The sequence below is a fragment of the Gilvirhabdus luticola genome (assembly GCF_040117515.1).
Lineage (GTDB): Bacteria > Bacteroidota > Bacteroidia > Flavobacteriales > Flavobacteriaceae > Gilvirhabdus > Gilvirhabdus luticola.
The window spans coordinates 197279-217982 of the sequence record NZ_JBEEEN010000001.1 but is presented as its reverse complement, the minus strand read 5'-3'; the positions used below and the strand labels follow the sequence as shown (position 1 = coordinate 217982).

16 protein-coding genes and 1 tRNA gene are annotated in these 20704 nt (G+C 31.5%); 10 read left to right on the top strand and 7 right to left on the bottom strand.

The window, feature by feature from the left end; all coding sequences use genetic code 11:
- Nucleotide 1: 1 nt before the first annotated feature.
- From mraY to AAFP94_RS01015, 10 genes are all read left to right on the top strand, one after another.
- Nucleotides 2-1243, top strand: coding sequence for a phospho-N-acetylmuramoyl-pentapeptide-transferase (gene mraY / locus AAFP94_RS01060; RefSeq protein ID WP_316661052.1), 1242 nt, complete (start codon nt 2-4; stop codon nt 1241-1243).
- Between the two features lie 44 nt (nt 1244-1287).
- Nucleotides 1288-2625 carry a UDP-N-acetylmuramoyl-L-alanine--D-glutamate ligase gene (gene murD / locus AAFP94_RS01055; RefSeq protein ID WP_316661053.1) on the top strand — a complete coding sequence of 446 codons (1338 nt, stop codon included), beginning with the start codon at nt 1288-1290 and terminating at the stop codon, nt 2623-2625.
- Nucleotides 2625-3818: an FtsW/RodA/SpoVE family cell cycle protein gene (locus AAFP94_RS01050; protein ID WP_316661054.1), complete on the top strand. Its 1194-nt coding sequence runs from the start codon at nt 2625-2627 to the stop codon at nt 3816-3818. Before murD ends, AAFP94_RS01050 begins: the two co-directional genes overlap by 1 nt.
- Nucleotides 3818-4912 (top strand): undecaprenyldiphospho-muramoylpentapeptide beta-N-acetylglucosaminyltransferase, encoded by a 1095-nt coding sequence (gene murG / locus AAFP94_RS01045; protein ID WP_316661055.1) that lies wholly within the window; start codon nt 3818-3820, stop codon nt 4910-4912. Before AAFP94_RS01050 ends, murG begins: the two co-directional genes overlap by 1 nt.
- The gene (gene murC / locus AAFP94_RS01040) at nt 4909-6261 is read left to right on the top strand and encodes a UDP-N-acetylmuramate--L-alanine ligase (RefSeq protein WP_316661056.1); all 1353 of its coding nucleotides are present in this window, start codon (nt 4909-4911) and stop codon (nt 6259-6261) included. The genes murG and murC overlap by 4 nt, the downstream gene beginning before the upstream one ends.
- 76 nt (nt 6262-6337) lie before the next feature.
- Complete coding sequence (locus AAFP94_RS01035) at nt 6338-6970, top strand: cell division protein FtsQ/DivIB (protein ID WP_316661057.1); 633 nt, start codon at nt 6338-6340, stop codon at nt 6968-6970.
- Between the two features lie 3 nt (nt 6971-6973).
- A complete protein-coding gene (gene ftsA / locus AAFP94_RS01030) occupies nt 6974-8287 on the top strand; it encodes a cell division protein FtsA (RefSeq protein ID WP_316661058.1) in 1314 nt (437 codons plus the stop codon).
- 27 nt (nt 8288-8314) lie between these two features.
- On the top strand, nt 8315-10264 hold the full coding sequence (ftsZ, locus tag AAFP94_RS01025; protein WP_316661059.1) for a cell division protein FtsZ: 1950 nt from the start codon (nt 8315-8317) through the stop codon (nt 10262-10264).
- 98 nt (nt 10265-10362) lie between these two features.
- A complete protein-coding gene (locus tag AAFP94_RS01020) occupies nt 10363-10812 on the top strand; it encodes a GatB/YqeY domain-containing protein (protein WP_316661060.1) in 450 nt (149 codons plus the stop codon).
- 5 nt (nt 10813-10817) lie between these two features.
- Nucleotides 10818-10891, top strand: a tRNA-Arg gene (locus AAFP94_RS01015).
- 117 nt (nt 10892-11008) lie between these two features.
- Here the strand turns inward: AAFP94_RS01015 and AAFP94_RS01010 are convergent.
- The 7 genes from AAFP94_RS01010 to AAFP94_RS00980 form a co-directional block, all read right to left on the bottom strand.
- The gene (locus AAFP94_RS01010; protein ID WP_409627907.1) at nt 11009-11296 is read right to left on the bottom strand and encodes a hypothetical protein; all 288 of its coding nucleotides are present in this window, start codon (nt 11294-11296) and stop codon (nt 11009-11011) included.
- 15 nt (nt 11297-11311) lie between these two features.
- On the bottom strand, nt 11312-12103 hold the full coding sequence (locus AAFP94_RS01005) for a hypothetical protein (RefSeq protein ID WP_316661061.1): 792 nt from the start codon (nt 12101-12103) through the stop codon (nt 11312-11314).
- A 119-nt stretch (nt 12104-12222) separates the two neighbouring features.
- Nucleotides 12223-12378 carry a hypothetical protein gene (locus AAFP94_RS01000; RefSeq protein ID WP_316661062.1) on the bottom strand — a complete coding sequence of 52 codons (156 nt, stop codon included), beginning with the start codon at nt 12376-12378 and terminating at the stop codon, nt 12223-12225.
- Between the two features lie 85 nt (nt 12379-12463).
- Nucleotides 12464-13108: a hypothetical protein gene (locus tag AAFP94_RS00995; RefSeq protein WP_316661063.1), complete on the bottom strand. Its 645-nt coding sequence runs from the start codon at nt 13106-13108 to the stop codon at nt 12464-12466.
- A 106-nt stretch (nt 13109-13214) separates the two neighbouring features.
- Nucleotides 13215-13958: a hypothetical protein gene (locus AAFP94_RS00990; protein ID WP_316661064.1), complete on the bottom strand. Its 744-nt coding sequence runs from the start codon at nt 13956-13958 to the stop codon at nt 13215-13217.
- A 5-nt stretch (nt 13959-13963) separates the two neighbouring features.
- The gene (locus AAFP94_RS00985) at nt 13964-17341 is read right to left on the bottom strand and encodes a helicase-related protein (protein ID WP_316661065.1); all 3378 of its coding nucleotides are present in this window, start codon (nt 17339-17341) and stop codon (nt 13964-13966) included.
- Nucleotides 17338-20682, bottom strand: a complete 3345-nt coding sequence (locus AAFP94_RS00980) for an Eco57I restriction-modification methylase domain-containing protein (RefSeq protein WP_316661066.1) — start codon at nt 20680-20682, stop codon at nt 17338-17340. The genes AAFP94_RS00985 and AAFP94_RS00980 overlap by 4 nt, the downstream gene beginning before the upstream one ends.
- Between the last annotated feature and the right edge of the window lie 22 nt (nt 20683-20704).

The window sequence follows — 20704 nt, the reverse complement described above, 5'->3', positions numbered from 1 at the left end:
GATGCTATATTACTTATTTGAATATTTAGAAAAACAATTCGAATTCCCAGGAGCTACACTGTTCGGTTACATTTCGTTTAGATCTGCTATGGCAATTATCCTATCATTACTCATTTCTACTATTTTCGGTAAGCGCATTATTAAGTTTTTACAAAAACAACAAGTTGGTGAATCTATTAGAGATCTTGGATTAGAAGGTCAAGTTGAGAAGGCAGGGACACCAACAATGGGTGGAATTATTATAATAATGGCAACACTCATTCCAGTTTTGCTTTTTGCCAAATTAGAAAATATTTATATCATCCTACTTATTGTAACAACCGTATGGATGGGAACCATTGGGTTTATTGACGATTACATTAAAAAGTTTAAAAATGATAAAGAAGGTCTAAAAGGAAGGTTTAAAGTTCTTGGACAAGTTGGTTTAGGTATAATTGTAGGAACAACATTATACTTCCATCCAAATGTGACATTAAAAGAAAAACTACCTGAAGCACAACGTCAGGAAATATTAATGTCAAGTCCAAATGTTGAAGCCACTAAACTTTTTCAGGATGAAGAAAAATCTACTAAAACTACTATTCCATTTGTAAAAGGTAACGAGTTTGATTATGCTGATTTAATCACTTGGATTAACCCAGGTTTACAAAAATATGCATGGGTGATTTTCATAATTGTTGCCATTTTTATTATTACAGCAGTATCAAATGGAGCAAATCTTACAGATGGGATAGATGGTCTAGCAGCAGGAACTTCTGCTATTATTGTACTTACATTAGGCATTTTTGCTTGGGTTTCCGGAAATATCATTTTCTCTGATTATCTCAACATCATGTACATACCAAGAGTTGAAGAAATCACAATTTACATAGCTGCCTTTGTCGGAGCATTGGTTGGATTCTTATGGTACAACACCTATCCAGCGCAGGTTTTTATGGGAGACACAGGAAGTCTCACCATAGGAGGAATTATAGCAGTAATAGCAATTGCAGTTAGAAAAGAATGGTTAATACCTGTACTCTGCGGTATTTTCTTGGCAGAGAATTTATCTGTGGTTATGCAGGTAAGCTATTTTAAATATACAAAGAAAAAATATGGTGAAGGTCGACGCATTTTTAAAATGTCGCCATTACATCATCATTATCAAAAATCGGGATATCATGAAAGTAAGATTGTTACCAGATTCTGGATTGTTGGAATTCTGTTGGCAATTATAACAATCGTGACATTGAAAATTAGATAATTATTGTCATTCCTGCTATTGCAGGAATCTCAAGAATTGAAGGAATGACAAAACAAAGACTAGTCATATTAGGAGGAGGAGAAAGTGGTGTTGGAACAGCACTTTTAGGGAAAGCAAAAGGTTTTGAAGTCTTTGTTTCAGATAAAGGAAAAATTAAAGAAAAATATAAACAAGTTCTTATACATAATGAGATTGAATGGGAAGAAGAACAGCACACAGAAGGTAAGATTCTTAATGTAGATCTAGTAATGAAAAGTCCTGGTATTCCAGATAAAGTTGATTTGGTAAAACAAATTCGTAAAAAAGGAATTCCAGTAGTTTCAGAAATTGAATTTGCTTCAAGATTTACTACTGCTACCATTATTGGTGTTACAGGAAGTAATGGCAAGACTACAACAGCCTCGTTAACACACCATATTCTAAAACAAGAATTGAATGTTGGGTTGGCTGGAAATATTGGTGAGAGTTTTGCAAAACAGGTTTCAGAAGAAGATTATAAAAACTATGTCCTGGAGATAAGCAGCTTTCAGTTAGATGATATCGCAACTTTTAAACCACATATAGCTGTTATAACCAATATTACACCTGATCATTTAGATAGATATAACTATCAATTTGAAAATTATATAGCGTCAAAATTCAGGATTGCTAGGAATCAAACCAAAAAGGACTATTTGATTTATGATGCAGATGATGAAGAAATAACAAATTGGTTAGAAAAGAACCCAGTTCAATCAACATTATTACCATTTTCACTAACAAAAACTATTGAAAATGGAGCGTATTTAGACAACAAGGATATTAAAATAACAATAGATAACAAGCAAATAATTATGCCAACCACAAATTTAGCACTAGAGGGAAATCACAACATTAAAAACGCTATGGCAGCTTCAACTGTAGCACATGTATTAAAAATTAGAAAGCAGACAATTAGAGAAAGTTTGGAGAATTTTCAAGGCGTTGAACACCGTTTGGAGCATGTTCTAAAAATAAACAAAGTACACTATATCAATGATTCTAAAGCAACCAACGTCAATGCTACTTATTATGCGTTAGAAAGCATGGATGCTCCAACGGTTTGGATAGTTGGTGGAGTTGATAAAGGCAATAATTATCAAGAACTTTTTTCGTTTGTAAATGAAAAGGTAAAAGCTATTATTTGTTTGGGTGTTGATAACCAAAAACTTATGGAAAATTTTGGTTCTATGGTTGATATTATCATTGAAACGCAATTTATGAGCGAGGCTGTTAAAATAGCGTACAAAATAGCAGAAGCAGGTGATAATGTATTATTATCACCTGCATGCGCAAGTTTTGATTTGTTTGAAAACTACGAAGATAGAGGTCGTCAATTTAAAGAAGCGGTAAGAAATTTATAGTGCAAGAGATATTTAAAAATATTAAAGGTGATCGGTTAATTTGGGCTATTGTAGCCCTGTTGGCGATATTTTCATTCCTACCTGTGTATAGTGCCGCAAGTAATTTAGCTTATGTTGGAGGAAACGGAAATACCTTTGCATATTTTTTAAAACATTTCATGCATTTGTTTCTTGGATTTGGAATTATGTATGGAGTTCACAAAATCCCATACAGATATTTTAGAGGTTTATCTATGGTTATGCTGCCAATAGTTTTGGTGCTTTTAGTGATAACCATGTCACAAGAAACTACAACAGAAGGAGCAAATGCTAGTAGGTGGATTCAGATTCCAATTGTAGGTATGTCATTCCAAACGTCAACTTTAGCATCAGTTGTCCTGATGGTATATGTTGCAAGATATATGTCTAAAATTAAAGATAAACAAATAACCTTTAAAGAATCTATTTTACCACTTTGGATTCCGGTTTTTTTAGTAATTATATTAATTCTTCCAGCTAACTTTTCAACTGCTGCAATTTTATTCTGTATGGTTGTCATGTTAACATTTTTAGGAGGTTATCCAATACGATATTTAGCATTAATAATAGGTTCTGGTGTTGTCGCTCTCGTAATGTTTGTACTAGTCGCTAAATCGTTTCCAGAGTTAATGCCAAATCGAGTTGATACTTGGATGAGTAGAATTGAAAGTTTTACAGATAAAGAGGACACTGAAGCAGATTATCAAATTGAAAAGGCCAAAATAGCCATTGCTTCTGGAGGTATTCAGGGTGTTGGCCCAGGAAAGAGTATTCAAAAGAATTTTTTACCACAGTCATCCTCAGATTTTATTTTTGCAATCATAATTGAGGAATATGGATTGATAGGAGGCTTTCTTATTATGATTCTTTATATGTGGTTGTTGTTTAGAATAGTAATTGCTGCTCAAAAAGCAGATACCATTTTCGGAAAACTAATTGTATTAGGTGTTGGATTACCTATAGTTTTTCAAGCATTAATAAATATGGCTGTTGCAGTTGAATTGTTTCCAGTAACAGGACAAACATTACCGCTTATTAGTAGTGGAGGGACATCAATTTGGATGACTTGTTTGGCTCTTGGAATTATTTTAAGCGTAAGTGCAAAAAGAGAAGAATTAAAAGAACAGGATTATAATGAAGATAATCCGTTAGAAGTTTTAGCTGAAACTATTTAATGAGTAAGTATAAAATCATATTGTCAGGTGGAGGAACAGGAGGACACATCTATCCAGCCATTGCAATTGCAAATGAGTTGAAGTCTCGTTTTCCAAATTCTGAATTTTTATTTGTTGGTGCGAAAGATAGAATGGAAATGGAAAAAGTACCTCAAGCTGGTTATGAAATTGAGGGTTTATGGATTTCTGGTATTCAAAGAAAGCTAACATTAAAGAATTTAATGTTTCCTTTTAAACTTTTAGCAAGCTTAATAAAAGCGAGAAAAATCATCAAAAATTTCAAACCAGATGTAGCGATTGGTACTGGAGGCTTTGCCAGTGGACCTTTGTTGCATGTAGCAGCTTCAAAGAAAATACCAACCCTAATACAAGAGCAAAATTCCTATGCTGGAATCACCAACAAACTATTGTCAAAAAAAGTGAACAAGATATGTGTTGCTTATAACGATATGGAACGCTTTTTCCCAAAGAATAAAATCATAAAAACAGGAAATCCTGTAAGACAGGATTTGTTAGAAATTGAGAATAAAACTGTGCAAGCAAAAGATTTCTTTAAACTAAAACACGGAAAATATACGCTTTTAGTTATAGGTGGAAGTTTAGGAGCTTTAAAAATAAATGAACTAATTGAAGATAAATTAGAGTTTTTCGAAACCCAGAACACACAAATTATTTGGCAGTGCGGTAAGCTATACTATCAAGATTTTAAATTTTATAACGATTTAGAGTATGTTCAAGTTTATCCATTTTTGAATAATATGGATTTAGCTTATGCAGCAGCAGATGTTGTCATTTCAAGAGCTGGAGCAAGTTCAGTTTCAGAGTTGAGTATTGTGGGAAGGCCTGTAATTTTTATTCCATCTCCAAATGTAGCGGAAGATCATCAAACAAAAAATGCTTTAGCTATTGTAGAAAATGATGCGGCAATAATGATCAAGGAAAATGAATTGGATATTGATTTTGAAAATAAATTCTCGCAGCTCATTGCTTCACAAGAAAGACAGAGAAAATTGAGCGAAAATATTAAAAAGTTAGCATTGGCAAATGCAACAAAGGAAATAGCAGATGAAGTTGAAAAGCTATTAAATAAATGAATTTAAATAGTATAAATAACGTTTATTTTATTGGGATCGGAGGTATTGGTATGAGTGCATTAGCGCGTTATTTTCATGCAAATGGAAAGTATGTTGGTGGTTATGATAAAACGATGACTGGAATTACGGATGAATTAATGGCTTTGGGAATTCGTATTCATTTTAATGACTCTATTAACGAAATTGAAGAAAGATTTTTAGACACAAAAACAACGTTAGTGGTTTATACTCCAGCAGTTCCAAATAGTCATAGTGAGTTAAACTATTTTAGAAATAATAATTTTGAAGTTCTAAAGCGTTCAAAAGTTCTTGGGTTGATTACAGAAAACACATTCTGCATGGCAATTGCAGGAACACATGGTAAAACTACAACTACGAGTATTCTTGGTCATTTATTAAGCGAATGTAATGTTGAAGTCACGGCCTTTCTTGGTGGTATATCCGAAAATTATAATTCAAATTTAATTTTAAAAGGAACTAAAGTTTCTGTAGTTGAAGCGGATGAGTTTGATAGGTCGTTTCTAACACTTTCACCAGATATTGCATGCATTACTTCTATGGATTCAGACCATTTGGATATCTATGGAGAAGTAAGCCAATTGCATGATTCCTTTATTGATTTTTCTAAAAAACTAAAGCCTAATGGAAAATTGTTTGTTAGAAATGGGCTCCCAATTAAGGCAATCACTTATGGTATAGAAGATGATTCAGACTATTCCATTCAAAATATTAAAATACAAAACGGAACTTATGTGTTTGATGTAAAAACACCAAACAACGTTATTAAAAATATACAATTTAACCTGCCTGGTAGACATAATTTGTCAAATGCATTAATTGCCCTGGCGATGGCTGTAGAATATGGGTGCCCTCACCAACAGCTCGTCAGGGCTTTAGCATCTTACAAAGGTGTTAAACGTAGATTTACCTATCACATCAAGACAGAATCATTGGTTTATATTGATGATTATGCGCACCATCCTCAAGAGATAAATGCTGTATTTCAAGCTCTAAAAGAAATGTACCCTAAAAAGAAAGTATTAGCCATTTTTCAGCCTCATCTTTATAGTAGAACAAGAGATTTTGCAGACGAATTTGCGGAGAGTTTATCACAATTTGATGAAATTTTATTATTAGACATTTATCCAGCTCGTGAGTTGCCTATTGTTGGTATAACATCAAAATGGCTACTGGATAAAATCAATAATATTAGCAAACAACTTATTAGTAAAAATGAAATAGTTGCAAAAATTAAAAAGAGTGATGCACAAGTTATTTTAACAATTGGTGCGGGAGATATTGGAGAGGAAGTCAAACAGATTAAACAAGCCTTGAAAGTTGCGAGTTAATTGGAACTATATAAAACTATTGTCTCTACTAATTTTAGTAGTGACCTTGTTTGCCTTTTCATCAAGCAAGAATTCAGTGAGAAAAGTATCTGAATTTAATATTCATTTTGAAGGAGACAATAATTTATTTCTTACAGAAGAGACTGTTAGTAAATTGTTAATACAAAATCAACAGGGTGTTAAAAAAATGCCTAAAGAAACTTTAGATTTGAACCAATTAGAAACTGCCCTGAATTCTAATCCTATGGTCAAGTCAGCACAGGTTTATGTTACTTTAAAAGGTGAACTTAACGCTGATATTGAACAGAAAAAACCTATAGCAAGAGTAAGCACTAACGCTTCATATTATATTGATGATCAAGGTACATATATGCCTTTGTCAGAGAATCATTCAGCAAGAGTGCCTTTAGTTACTGGCCAAATAGATAAAAATAAACTAGATAATGTTTTTATTATGGCTAACAAAATACAGAAGGATGAATTTTTAAAGAAAAATGTTGTTGAGATTAATCAAAACGCTAATAGAACAATTTTTTTAAGGTTGAGACAATGCAGTTTTATAGTTCAAATTGGTGACATGAATAATTTGGATAAAAAAATAAATAACCTTAAAGCTTTTTATAAGAAAAGTTTAAAAGAAAAAACACTGAATAACTATAGCAATGTCAATTTACAATTTGATAATCAAGTTGTATGCACCAAATTATAAACTATGGAAGATAATATAGCTGTTGGATTGGACATAGGAACAACCAAAATCGTGGCCATGATTGGTCGCAAAAATGAGTATGGTAAAGTTGAGATTCTTGGAATAGGCAAATCCAAAAGTCTTGGTGTGCACAGAGGTGTTGTAAACAATATCACTCAAACAATACAATCTATTCAACAAGCTGTACAAGAAGCAGAATTAGCTTCTGATATGCAAATTCAAGGGGTTACTGTTGGTATTGCAGGACAACACATACGAAGTTTACAACATAGTGATTACATCACAAGGCCCAATTCAGAACATGTTATTGGTGAGGAAGATATAGATAGACTTATCAATCAGGTTCATAAATTAGTAATGCTTCCAGGCGAAGAAATTATTCATGTGTTACCACAGGAATATAAAGTAGATGGTCAGGCAGAAATTAAAGAACCAATAGGTATGTATGGTGGTAGACTTGAAGCAAATTTTCATGTAGTTGTAGGTCAGGTATCATCAATTAGAAATATTGGGCGTTGTGTAAAAAGTGCTGGACTTAACCTTGAAAGGATAACACTTGAACCATTGGCTTCAGCAAATGCAGTTTTAAGTCAGGAAGAAAAGGAAGCAGGAGTAGCTTTAATTGATATTGGTGGAGGGACAACAGATTTGGCCATTTTTAGAGACGGAATTATTCGTCATACAGCGGTTATTCCTTTTGGCGGAAATGTTATAACAGAAGACATAAAAGAAGGTTGTTCAATTATTGAAAAACAAGCAGAACTTTTAAAAATAAAGTTCGGTTCTGCTTGGCCAGGAGAGAATAAAGACAACGAAATTGTGTCTATTCCTGGATTACGTGGAAGAGAACCTAAAGAAATTACTTTAAAGAATCTGTCTAAAATTATTCATGCTCGTGTAGTTGAAATTGTTGAACAAGTCTATGTTGAGATAAAAAATTACGGTCATGAAGAACAAAAGAAAAAACTCATTGCTGGTATTGTTTTAACAGGTGGAGGAAGCCAACTTAAGCACTTAAAACAATTGGTAGAATATATTACTGGGATGGATACAAGAATAGGATATCCCAACGAACATTTGGCAGGAGATAGTGATGATGATGTTACTAGTCCATTATTTGCAACAGCAGTTGGTTTGGTGTTAGACGGACTTAAACGTAAAGAAAGAAAAGTAATTGAAAAAGAGAATTTACTTAATGAATTTGAAGACGAATCTAACCAATCACAGGAAATTTTAAATAAACCAGTAAAAGAAAGACGTTCATTTTTGGACAAATTAACAGAAAGAGTTAAAGACTTTTTAGATAATGCAGAATAATTTATTAAAACCAGTAAATAAGAATTTATGAGCAGCAAAAAAGAATTCGAAACCAATATTTCATTTGACTTACCAAAGAATCAATCAAATGTTATTAAAGTTATTGGTGTTGGTGGTGGTGGTAGCAACGCCATTAATCACATGTTTCAACAAGGTATCAAAGGTGTAGACTTTGTGATTTGTAATACAGATGCGCAAGCTCTTCAAAATAGTGGAGTGCCTAACAAGATTCAGTTAGGAGTTAATCTCACAGAAGGGTTAGGTGCAGGAGCTAATCCAGAAATTGGAGAACAATCTGCTGTTGAGAGTTACGAGGAGATTAAAAACATGTTGGATACAAACACTAAAATGATTTTCATTACCGCAGGAATGGGCGGTGGTACAGGTACTGGAGCTGCACCTATCATTGCAAAAATGGCAAAAGATTTAGATGTTTTAACTGTAGGAATTGTAACCATGCCATTTCAATTTGAAGGCAAGATGAGAAACCAACAAGCTCAAATTGGTATAGAAAACCTTCGTAATGTTGTAGATTCTTTAATAGTAATTAACAATAACAAACTTCGAGAAGTTTATGGTAATCTTGGTTTTAAAGCCGGATTTTCAAAAGCTGATGAAGTGCTATCTACCGCTGCTCGTGGTATAGCAGAAGTTATTACACATCATTACACACAAAATATCGATTTACGAGATGCCAAAACTGTTTTAAGTAATAGTGGCACTGCCATTATGGGATCTGCCTCTGCTTCAGGACAGAATCGCGCTCAAGAAGCTATAAGAAAAGCTTTAGATTCTCCATTGCTCAACGATAACAAAATTACTGGAGCCAAAAATGTATTGTTGCTTATAGTTTCTGGTTCACAAGAAATTACCATTGATGAAATAGGTGAGATTAATGATCACATCCAAAATGAAGCAGGTCACGGTGCTAATATAATTATGGGTGTAGGAGAAGATGAGTCTTTAGATGAATCTATAGCAGTTACCATTATAGCTACTGGATTTAATATCGAACAGCAAGATGAAATTTCAAATACAGAAGTCAAAAAAGTAATTCATTCTTTGGAAGATGAACAGGTATTGTCTCAAGATTTGACCAAAGAGCGTGATCCAGCTATTATAAAGCCTATCGTCGAGCTTGAAACCAATATTGAAGAACCTGTAGTAAAGCATACATTAGATTTAGATGAAATAGAAGATTCAGTTAAAACTGAAAATAAAGAGATGAATGTTAATGAGACAATATCGAATGAAATGTTACTCATACCAACAACTGAAATTATTAAAAACATGAACGTTGTATATGATGAAGTCGTTGCTGTTAAAGATGAAGACCAAGATTTTATAATTACTCCAATTCCGAATTTTGAGGTTGAAATAAATGAAGATGATAATGAAGAAGAACAACAGATTACTCTTACTTTCGATCTTCCTTTAAGTGAGTCTAAAGCCAAAAGTAAGGAAGATAGAATCTCTGAACCACTAACAGAGAATGATGTAAATGCTCTACCGGTAAATGATTATGTCGAACTGATTACGGTAACAGAGTCAAGCGAAAAAGGAGAAGTTCGTTATACTTTAGAAGATTATGTTGAGATAGAATCTTCTATGAACAAAACAAAAGTGCAAGAAGATATCGACAAAGAAGTGGTTTTTGAGAAAAAGGTGGTTGAATCTAAAACAGAAGAAGAAACAGTACAAGAAGATATCGATCCAATGAATAGCCCGATTTCAGAAATGCTAAAAGAAAGAGCAGAAGAACGTAGGCGTAAGATGAAAGACTTTAACTATAAATTCAACAACGCAAAAATTGATGATATGGAAAAAGTCCCGGCATATAAGAGACAAGGTATAGATTTAGATCAAGCAAAGCATTCGTCAGAAACAGATATGTCTAGAACAAGTATTGATGTAGATGACAATGATGAGATACAATTGAGAAGCAATAATTCATTCTTACACGACAACGTTGATTAATAGCAAGTCAAAATTAGTGTCATAGCTTCTTATTAACCCGAAAAGCACCCTCAACTTTTCGGGTTTTCTTTTTATCTTCGCAAAACCAAAATGGAGTTATGAGTTTACAAGAAAAAATAATGACAGCTATGAAAGCTGCTATGAAAGAAAAAAATCAAACAGCTTTAACGGCCTTAAGAGCTGTAAAATCGGCTATTTTACTAGCACAGACAGAAACTGGAGCTAAAGAAGAACTAACAGGAGAACAAGAAATAAAAATTTTACAAAAACAAGTAAAACAGCGCAAGGATAGTGCCGCTATATATATAGAACAAGGACGAGAAGATTTAGCAGCTCCAGAATTGGCTGAAGCTGAAATTATTGGACAATTTCTACCAGAAGCAGTAAGTGAAGAAGAAATAGAAAAAATTGTAAATACTACCATAGGACGTATTGGAGCACAAGGAATGAAAGATATGGGTAAAGTCATGGGTATAGTAAGTAAAGAATTGGCCGGAAAGGCCGATGGTAAAACGATATCTACAATAGTAAAGCAAAAATTAAGTTAAATAATGGCCCTTTAGCTCAACTGAATAGAGCACTGGATTTCGGCTCCAGCGGTTCGGGGTTTGAATCCCTGAAGGGTCACTTAATAAAATCGTAAATAACTATATAATAGTACATTACGATTTTTTTATTTTATTTTGTGTCACTTTATGTGACACTTCAGTGGTTTTTATTTGATTTTAGTGATAACTTTTTTGCTCAATAAGTAAATTCAAACTTGTCATCAAATCCCTTTGTATTTATTAAGTACTCATTAAAGTTCGAGTGATTATTCAAAATTTCTCCATCTTCAAATGCAAATATATTTTCTATTTGTTTTGTCATGACATTAAAATTCAATTCAACAAAGAAATTTTTAATTGCAACACATATAACTAATTTTATAGTACCATATTTTGTAAATTTCCTGTTCAATTCCACTCCGTACATTTTGAGTATTGATAGCTTTTCATACCTTTTTAGATTGTTAAAGTCATCTATTCCCATAAAAATTTTAATATTTTATTTGTAATCAAACCTTGTGAAAATTGAATTAGCAATATAAAATTTATTGTTGCTAATATCTATGGTAGCTTCTATATTCCATTCCTGATAAACTTCACGATGGGAATTATGTTCTGCAATACCATTGAAATGTATTATTCCATTACTAATCTTACATTTTGTTTTAGAATCAATAAAACGCCAACTAGTATTACTAATATAGGGTGTTTCGTCAGGCTTAAAGTTAGATTTTTGGTCAAAAAAATAAAATTTATCATAAAATGAAAGATGGTCACGCTTTTCACAAATTAATATAAAATCGTCTGGATTGTTTTCTTTGTGAACTTTTGATAAAAATACATCTTTTTGATTTTCAACTAGCATTGGCCAAATTCTTAATTCATTTACATCATTTGGTTCATCATAATATATTCTATTCAAGTGAACAACAAAATATTTCGTATTCAATTCAGAAATAGCATCGATTGAGTGTAAATCAATAAATTTGTTCAATTCAACATTAAAATGTTCACTAATAAAAAAGGAATTAAACATCCAAGAGTATTTAATACTATATAATATTACTCCTTTATGATTCTTATAGACAATTTTCACACTATCTGAAGGCTCTATTCTCTCGTACTTTCTGCTAAAAGTGTGATTAACTATTTCTTTTTTTAAAAATCTGGTGGATTGTCTAATTTTTTCCAGAATTTTTAAATGAAGCTCACTATGTACTTCATTTTGGATAATATCAAGATAATTTGACGAATTAAAAATATCGATTAATTCCTGTCTACTTTTCCCCAAAACCTAATAATTTATTAATTCATAAATTACAGTAAATTAAAAACTCAATTAGATTAAACCCACATATTTTGAAAATGAATATGGAAATATCTTATATGAAATTATAAAAAATTATTAAACTATCTACTCGCCATCTGTTTCGCCCAACTTTTAACATTATATTGAGATTGAATTATTTTTTTAGCGGCTGATGGTGAAGTTGCATCACATTTGACATTAATAAAATGGCCACCTGTTTTTAGTCTAATCGAGCCTGAAAAGCTTTTTGTTATCATAGTTTTCTGATTTAATGCAATATAGTGTATAAAACAATGATTACAAAATTATGTATCTAAAAACCAGGTGTTTAGGATTATTTTATTATAGCCACTTATCATTAACTTTAGAAAAATTCACCTTGAAATTTACATTATAGGTTTGACTTAATAACTCAATCAGCTTTTTGAATTCGGGTTTTGAGTTTGGCGAAATATAAACTTCCTTTATTAGCTTATTCAAATCTACTTTTACTAGTTTATTTTCTTTCAATTCATCTTGAGTACAGCTCGTAATACATCTCAATTCGTTTTCGAAGCTATAATATTTTAGTTTAACTAAAAAAGGGTAGTATAAATTAGTAGTAGAATAATGAAAACTTTTGGGGTCAAAGTACTTGACCTCTCCTATGTATATGAGACGGTCTGTTTCATTAAAAGATTCTCTTAATGAAGGTATATCTGTTTTTATTGCAATACCCATTTTATCCTTTGCATACATTTTCCAGAGTGCATATGATTCATCGTCATGATATGTCCAAGAGCTAATTAATGTTTCCTTTCTTAAATTATTTTCTATATATTCATATGTGTCTTGATTATTTGTGTTTCCATTTTCATTGTCTTGTTCTATCATCATTTGATAAACTACTTCTGGTATTCTTCCTTCATTATTATCACCAAGATTCTCTGCATTTGAAAAATAAAGAGAACTGGTTTCTAAAAGGTTCAAAAATTTCCAAAAGTTCATATATCTCCATATTGGTTTTGATAAAGATTTAAAAATTTCAAATGTTAGATGGTCTTTATACACTATTTAAACTATTTAAGTAAGTATTTGGTTTAAGGATAACATTTCATGATATCCTTACTATTTCTGCCAATAAAACATCTAAATCTTGTGAAAAATTAACTTGAACACTGTTCGGTAGCACCTCTTTTTTTCTAATAGGAAGGTGTAGGTATCCATCGGCAATATTTCTGAGAGATTTTTCCAAATTTTCCATATTTTTTTTAAAACTTTTTCCACCATGATTTCCAACTACTTGTGTAAATGTACTTACATTGAACAATGGTGGAATGTGGTCTAAAATTGCTCTACCTAAAGCCCCAACTGAAAAATAATTTCCTCTAGAAAAATTATCATTTAATTCTTCACATAATCTGATTAATTTTTTAAAGTCAAAATTACTTGAGCTTAATGCTCGTAATTCATCTAATCTTGAATTAGAAACGAACTCTTTGTTTTGAGTAGTTTCATTATTAGACTCTTCACCATATTCAGTATTGCCTATAAAATTAGAAGTAACGTTGCTTCCAAGCCTTTCTAGATTTTCTTTTGGAATGTAAAATCCATAATAACCTCCTTTTTTATGAAACCCACCGAACAGACTTGTTTTTTTAAAAACTTCAAGTTCCATTTTCATCTCATATATTTGAAAATCTTTAACGTCATGTAAATCATATTTCGTTCCATTCAGGGTAAACTTTGATTTACCTTTTTTATACGCATCTACTACAAATTCAACTTGCTCTTTTGTGATTGACAAAATATTAAACTTACCATGAAGTGGTATATGTATGTATAGGTTGTATTTCATTTTATTTATTCTTTTTTATTCCCAACCGCAATAATCACATCATTTTCAATATTTCCAGTCCTACTTAAAATAACTTTAAGATAATCATCACCAAGCCTTCTCCTTAAATCTTTAATGTTTGAAATTAGCTCGTCATATGGATTTTTCTTCTCGGAAAGCTTCAATTGCCGCAAAGTAAATTTTGGGAGTGTTTTATACTTTCTGATGTCGTTTAAGAGCGTGTCTATGAAAGCAACAAGCTCTTGGTCTAAATCATCTCGTTTCTCTTTTAGAAGCGTTTTTAAAGCTACTGAAGCTTTATTCTCTAAAGCAGCTTCACTTTTTCCAGATGAGAACCTAGGCTTAAAAGTTTTAATCTCTTCATACGACTTCCAGAATTTACTGTTTAATGGTTGCCTTGGTTCATCAGGAGTACATTTAACATATTCAATTAACTCTTCAAATGTTTTTTCTTCAGGTTTATCATGAGGCTTTTCATTCTCATAATTATGAACAATAGAAAATAATGCCATACCTTTTTTTCTTAATACCACAACATTATTATCAGAATATAATTTAGCAGTTTTGGTTCTATTTGGTAACCGACTTATCTTTTTAACAACTTCAGGGTATGACTCAATAATTTTATTGTAATCATTCCTAATGATAGTAGCTACACTCAATTCTTCATTATCTTCTGGATTGGAACTTATTTTACTAAATAACCCACTTGGTGATGGTTCTTCATCTGGGTCAAATATTTTAGAATCTTCACCCAATGCACTATGAATCAAAAACATTTTTTGTTGTGCAATCTCCCTACTTTTTACAATATCTGAGCCTCGTTCTGTTGGAAAGAAATTGTAAATATAGAGTTCGTCAAAAACTTTAGCACTCATCCTGTTTATTCGACCAACACGTTGAATTACTCTTGTTGGGTTCCATGGAATGTCATAATTGATTATTAAACCAGCTCTGTTAAGGTTAAACCCTTCAGAAAGTTTATCACTAGTAACCAAAACATCGTAATCGTCTTCCTGTTCTTTATATTTGGCATTGAAATTGGAATCCAATTTTTTAGCAAACTTTTTTGTGATTCCACCATCACAGAACATTACTCTTCCAACTAATTCTTTTTCAAAATACTTTTGAAGATGTCTAACGGTGTCGGTGTATTCTGTAAATAGAATAACCTTACGTTTTGGTTTAGATTTTTGACTTAATACATCTTTTATTGTTTCTAGAACTGCTCTTCTTTTAGGGTCATTCTTGATGATTTTTAACTCTTTTATCTCTTCTTCAATTCTTTTGAAGAGTTTAATATCACTTTTTATATCATCAATAAATTCTTTTTTAAATTGAAAAGAATCAATATCATAAATTTTTGTGTGCTTTGGTTTAGTTTTATCAATGGCATTTCTTTCAAACTCTTTTAATGCTTCTTTTATGGCTTCATAAGTAAAATCATCTGCATCATCAGAATCATCATATATGTTTTCAATTACTTTCCTATCTAAAACATATTTCCCAGATTTTTCGACAAATGATAAAACCATTTTATGGGTTCTTAAAAAGCGTTCTATACTTTTCTGAAATGCACCAAACGAACTTTCAAAACGCTTCACCAACAAACGTCTCATAAAATCATATAAGTTACGCTGTTGTTGGAAGGCTCTGTTTGCATCTTCACTTAATTTGTCTTCGTCTTCAATCAAATTTTCATATTCATTTGGCTTGTATATAGCTCCTTTAAAATGGCCTGTTTCGCTAAAATAATCCTGTATAATTCTATCGTAAAAATTGGCCTGTTCAGGTGTCAATTCATAAAATTGTTCAACAGGGTCTTTTACTTCTGATAGATATTCAATTTCATTTTTATACTCAAAATCTGTTTTCAGGTCTAATCTATTTCTTCTTATAACTACAGGTGTAATTACATTTTTAATGTCATTTGCCATTGAGTTTACGTTGCCTCTAACTATAGCTAAATCTATTGGTAATGGTAAACCAAACATTTTATCATAGTCTCTCTCGGCCTTACGTCTTTTTTCTGGATTATTGGAATCATGATTTTTAAGTATGTTTGATAACCTTTTAAATCTATAGTTATAGGCATTAAATCTGCCTTCTAAATCAGCTTCAATTGTGATTCCAGAAGCCCCTGGAATGATAAATAATTTTAACAGAGAGAATACATCTGCTGGGGAATTATTAAATGGTGTGGCACTCAATAGAATCACTTGTTTACCCCTACAAATATCCATTAATGCTTCATATGCTGAAGTATCTTGATTTCTGAATTTATGTGCTTCATCAACAATGACAATTTGATAACCGTAATCATGATTTTTAATACTTTCTGCAACAGCTTCTAAATTTCCTGAACTATCAATATCCCAATTATATAATTTGAAACGATTCCAATATTCCCACCAACCACTGTTCTCTTTTTTGCTGCCTATCAATCCAGGAGGACATAATATTAATCCTCGTTTGCCAAGTTGATTAGCAATCAATGAGGCAATCACACTTTTACCTAATCCAACTACATCTGCTATGATGACTCCATTATAGGTGTCAATTACATTTAAGGCTTGGTTTACAGCATCTAATTGATATTGGTATTTTTCAAAACCATTTTCTTCCAGCAAGCGTGTTATTGCATCGTTAATTTTTTTGGCTTCCTGAAGCTCTATAAATGTTTTCAAAATCAAGGCATAAGCCTCAAATGGAGTTATTAAAGAAGCTTGGCTTTTATTTTTTAAAAAGTCAATTATGATTTTAGTACCATTTTCTGCTTCTGTTATTGGAATAGCCGAATTCCATAATTCATCAAAATAAGCTTCAGCACTTTCAAAACCATAATCTTTAATCTCAACATTAAATTCTTCTTGACTATGTAATCCAGCTTTTGTTAAATTACTACTACCAGTTATAAACTCTCCTTTTAGGTTAAATAGGTCTTGGTATTGATTATCCAGTTGAAATAAATATAACTTTGCATGGTTTGGGTTAAGAGTTTTACGAATAATCAATCGGCCTTCACTCAATAACTCAATAAAAAATTCTATTTGATTATAAAAGTCTTCATTATCCATCTCTGCGTTATTGATGGCATAACCCATGGATTTCATAAACTGTGTAAAATACTCCTCCTGACTTAACGTATCATCTTTTAGACCCACCTCCACGATATCACTTAAAAGTTTACTAACTTGAAGACCAACAAGAATTTTAATCTTAACTTGATTATTATCTTGAAGATTCTTGTAGATTTCTTGCCAACCAGAAAAATAGAAAAACCCTACCAAAAATTTGAGTTCTTGGCTTGCTGAAATAAGTTTCTCCAAGCGTTTTTTTAAGGTTGCACTTTCCTGACTATTTGTTATGAAATTTTTACTCATTTAATTATGTCAAAGTTATTATATTCAGATTGGGATAAGTAAAATGTCGGGTCAATTGTTATAATCTCTTCAAATGAAATATCATAAAGCTTGTAAACCATTACATCTAGTTTAAGCTCTTCTTCTGAAGTATTTTGATTCAGTTTCTTTTTGTCCAAAATTATAGATGCAACATCAGAAAATGTTTTTTGTTTTTCAGAAGATATTTCTGGTATCGGTATTGTTTCAATATAATTTTTTTGCAATCCAAGACTACCACTACCCAAAGTCATTACCAAATTAAGTATATAAAATTCGAACAATTTTGAGTTTAAAATTGATAAAATGTATTTTTTGTTATTCTCATTAGTTGTCATGAAAAAGCAAGTTTTATCCAAATAAACATTCTCTGTAATAGTGAAACGTGGGAAATTTCGAGAGCCATCAAAGTATATTTTAATAGTTTCAGCCCAAACTATGAATTCTTTATCAAATTCATTAAAGTAATTTATTTGGTCTTGTGTTTCAAACCACTGATGCTTGGTTTTCTTTCTTGTCTTTACTTTAGTGCCGTCTTTTAAAACTATTTTTTCTCCTGACTGCTTAATTTTAGGCCAAAATTTTTCTAAATAATTTTTCAGATATGGATATCTATCAATGTCAATGCCTCTAGAAGGAAAAGTACCAATTAACCATAATTTATTGTCTAATATTTTATATCGTTGTACATCCCTACCTTTTAATAAAGGTCGTATAAATTTTATTGCTTCAGGTTCATTAAAAATTAAATCATTTTTACATTTTTCATCAATAATAAAAGCTTCGTTAAGCCCAGTAAGAACTCCTCTATTAATATTAACTCCCCATTTTTTTAACGCTTTACCTTTATTATCTATCTTTTGTTTTATCTTTTGTTTTTCTTTAGAAAGAATAATCCAACTTTCTTCACTCAAAGAATTGATTTCAGTAAATTTATCATTTAAATTATTTAAATCTTTATTCTTCTTTAACTCAATTGCATTCAGTTGTATCTTGCGGTTAGTTTCATTTTGGAGGATTAGAATATTTGTATCAACGGTTGCACTGTTAAAAACTCCAGGGCCTAAATCGATAAGTTGAATTGGATTATATTTAAGAAATAGTTTACGTAAGGACTTGCCATATTTCGCCCTCATCCATTTATTCGAAGTAATTAAACAGACAAAACCATTATTTGACAAAAGATTTATACTGTTTTCATAAAAAAGACAATATATATCTCCACTTCTTTCGAAGGTTAAATATTTTAAATCTTGATATATATCGGCAAGTTTTTTACTATCATCGATTTCTTTTTGAAGTTGGTTATATGGTGGATTACCTATTATAATATCAAATTTATCAAAACCATACATCCAATATGGGTCAAACCAAGAATTACTCTCATGACTAAAGGGCTTCCATGCTGCTAACTGTAGTGCCCTTTTATTTTGTCCTCCACCAGCAACTTCATTTTTATAGATTTGAGATTGTACTAATTCAAATTGTTCTTTGAGTTTTACTTTTGCAATTCCATAAGCTTGTAAATAATCATTTCTTATACGTTGTAATTCGTCTTGTAAAGGTTCTGTTTGCCCAAAATCTATTACAGAAATGTTTTTTTCTTCAAGGCCTAATAAGGTATTGGCAGTAACAAATTTAAATTCCAAATTCGGTAAAGGTTCAATACCTCTATTTTCTGCATTGTCATCAATATTTTCATCTATCACCAAGGACAAAAAGCTTCTTAATTTTGAAATCTCTGCGGCTATAGGTTGAATGTCTACTCCATATATTGAATTCTGTATTATTCCTAGCTTTCTAACATAATCTGCGCTAGCAGTGTCTAATTTTTCTTTCAGCATTTTACGAGCCAATACATTTGGTATGTTTTCCAGTTGTCGCTCTTTCCACCAAGAGACATCAGGGTCTAGTTTGTGCAATGCATTAATTATTTTATGCAATGCTCCCATAGGAAAGGCACCAGAACCACATGCGGGGTCTAAAATTTTGACATCACCTAAAGCTTGTAATATTTTTTTGGTTTCAAATGGATTAAACCTATTTTCACCCCCTTCTTTAAACAATTCCTGAAGTTGCTCTTCATTTTCAATATTTGTTTTGGTCTTTAAATATTGAATCAATGATTGTTCCACCATATAATCAACAATCTCACGAGGTGTATAGAAACTTCCTGTGGCCTTTCTCGCACTTTTTTCCGTATCAGGGTCTATCTCCGCTAAAAGATTCTCAAAAATGGTTCCCAACATCTCTGGGTCAATGCTTACTTCAGCGTCATAGATGCTATTTTCATCAATTGTGAAATTGTATTGTTCAAGAATTTTAAATAAATCTAAAAACCATATATTCGGAATATCCAAACCATAATTAGGTTTTCCATTATTGCCGAAGAAGTCATCAATATGAGGTTCAAATAATCCACCATTTAAGAACGGAATTAATTCGTGACCATCTGGTAAATCAAAGTCTTTTCGGTCATCAACTTTTTTATTTAGAATTAAAAAGAATACCTTTTCTAAATAATCATGATAATAGTTAAAACCGCCATTAGCTAAAAGTTCTACGGTTGAAGATGACAACCAATTTTCTGGAATCAAAGGAATATGATTTTCAGACTTTTTATTTCTTAAAAACCAACAAAAAATAGTTCTACCAATCAATCGAACACTAAACTCCTGATACAATTTTCTATTTTCAGCTGATGGAGTAGAAGGTAGTTTCAATACAGTGTCAAACTCTTGATTTCTACTACCAATTTTAATCTTACCACCAATTAAACTGTAAAATGCTTTTGCAATTTCTTGATAGAATTGTTTGTTTAGTGGTTCTACACTAAAGGCTTCTATAATTTCATCCAGAGAATTGAAGTTGCAACCTCCAACTTGTTTTATAAAAGTACGATTGGTTCTATCTGGAGTGATATAATATGTATATCGTTTGAAGTCTGTGAAATTTCTTTTGGTACCCAGATAATTAGCCTTTACAAAACTAAACCTGAAGTTACCTTCAACATCGTAAAACACAAATAAAGCAGCATCTTTAACTTCATGCTTTAATATCTGTTTTGCAATCTCATACTGTTTCTTTTTACCCGTTCTTTCTGTTAATGGGTCTGATGTTTCAGAAGTTATCACAATCAAATCATCACCATTAATTGTGGCTTCACCAACTTTATTTATAGATAAATATTTATCAAAAATTTCATCATCAAACAAGTAAGCTAAATCATCATCATCAGGTTTAAATGTTGGTATTTGCTGCCGTAAAAATGCGATTAATGTAGTATTGGAGAAGCTTTGGATAAGCTCATTAATTTTAGACATAATAAAACCAGGTATCTTATTT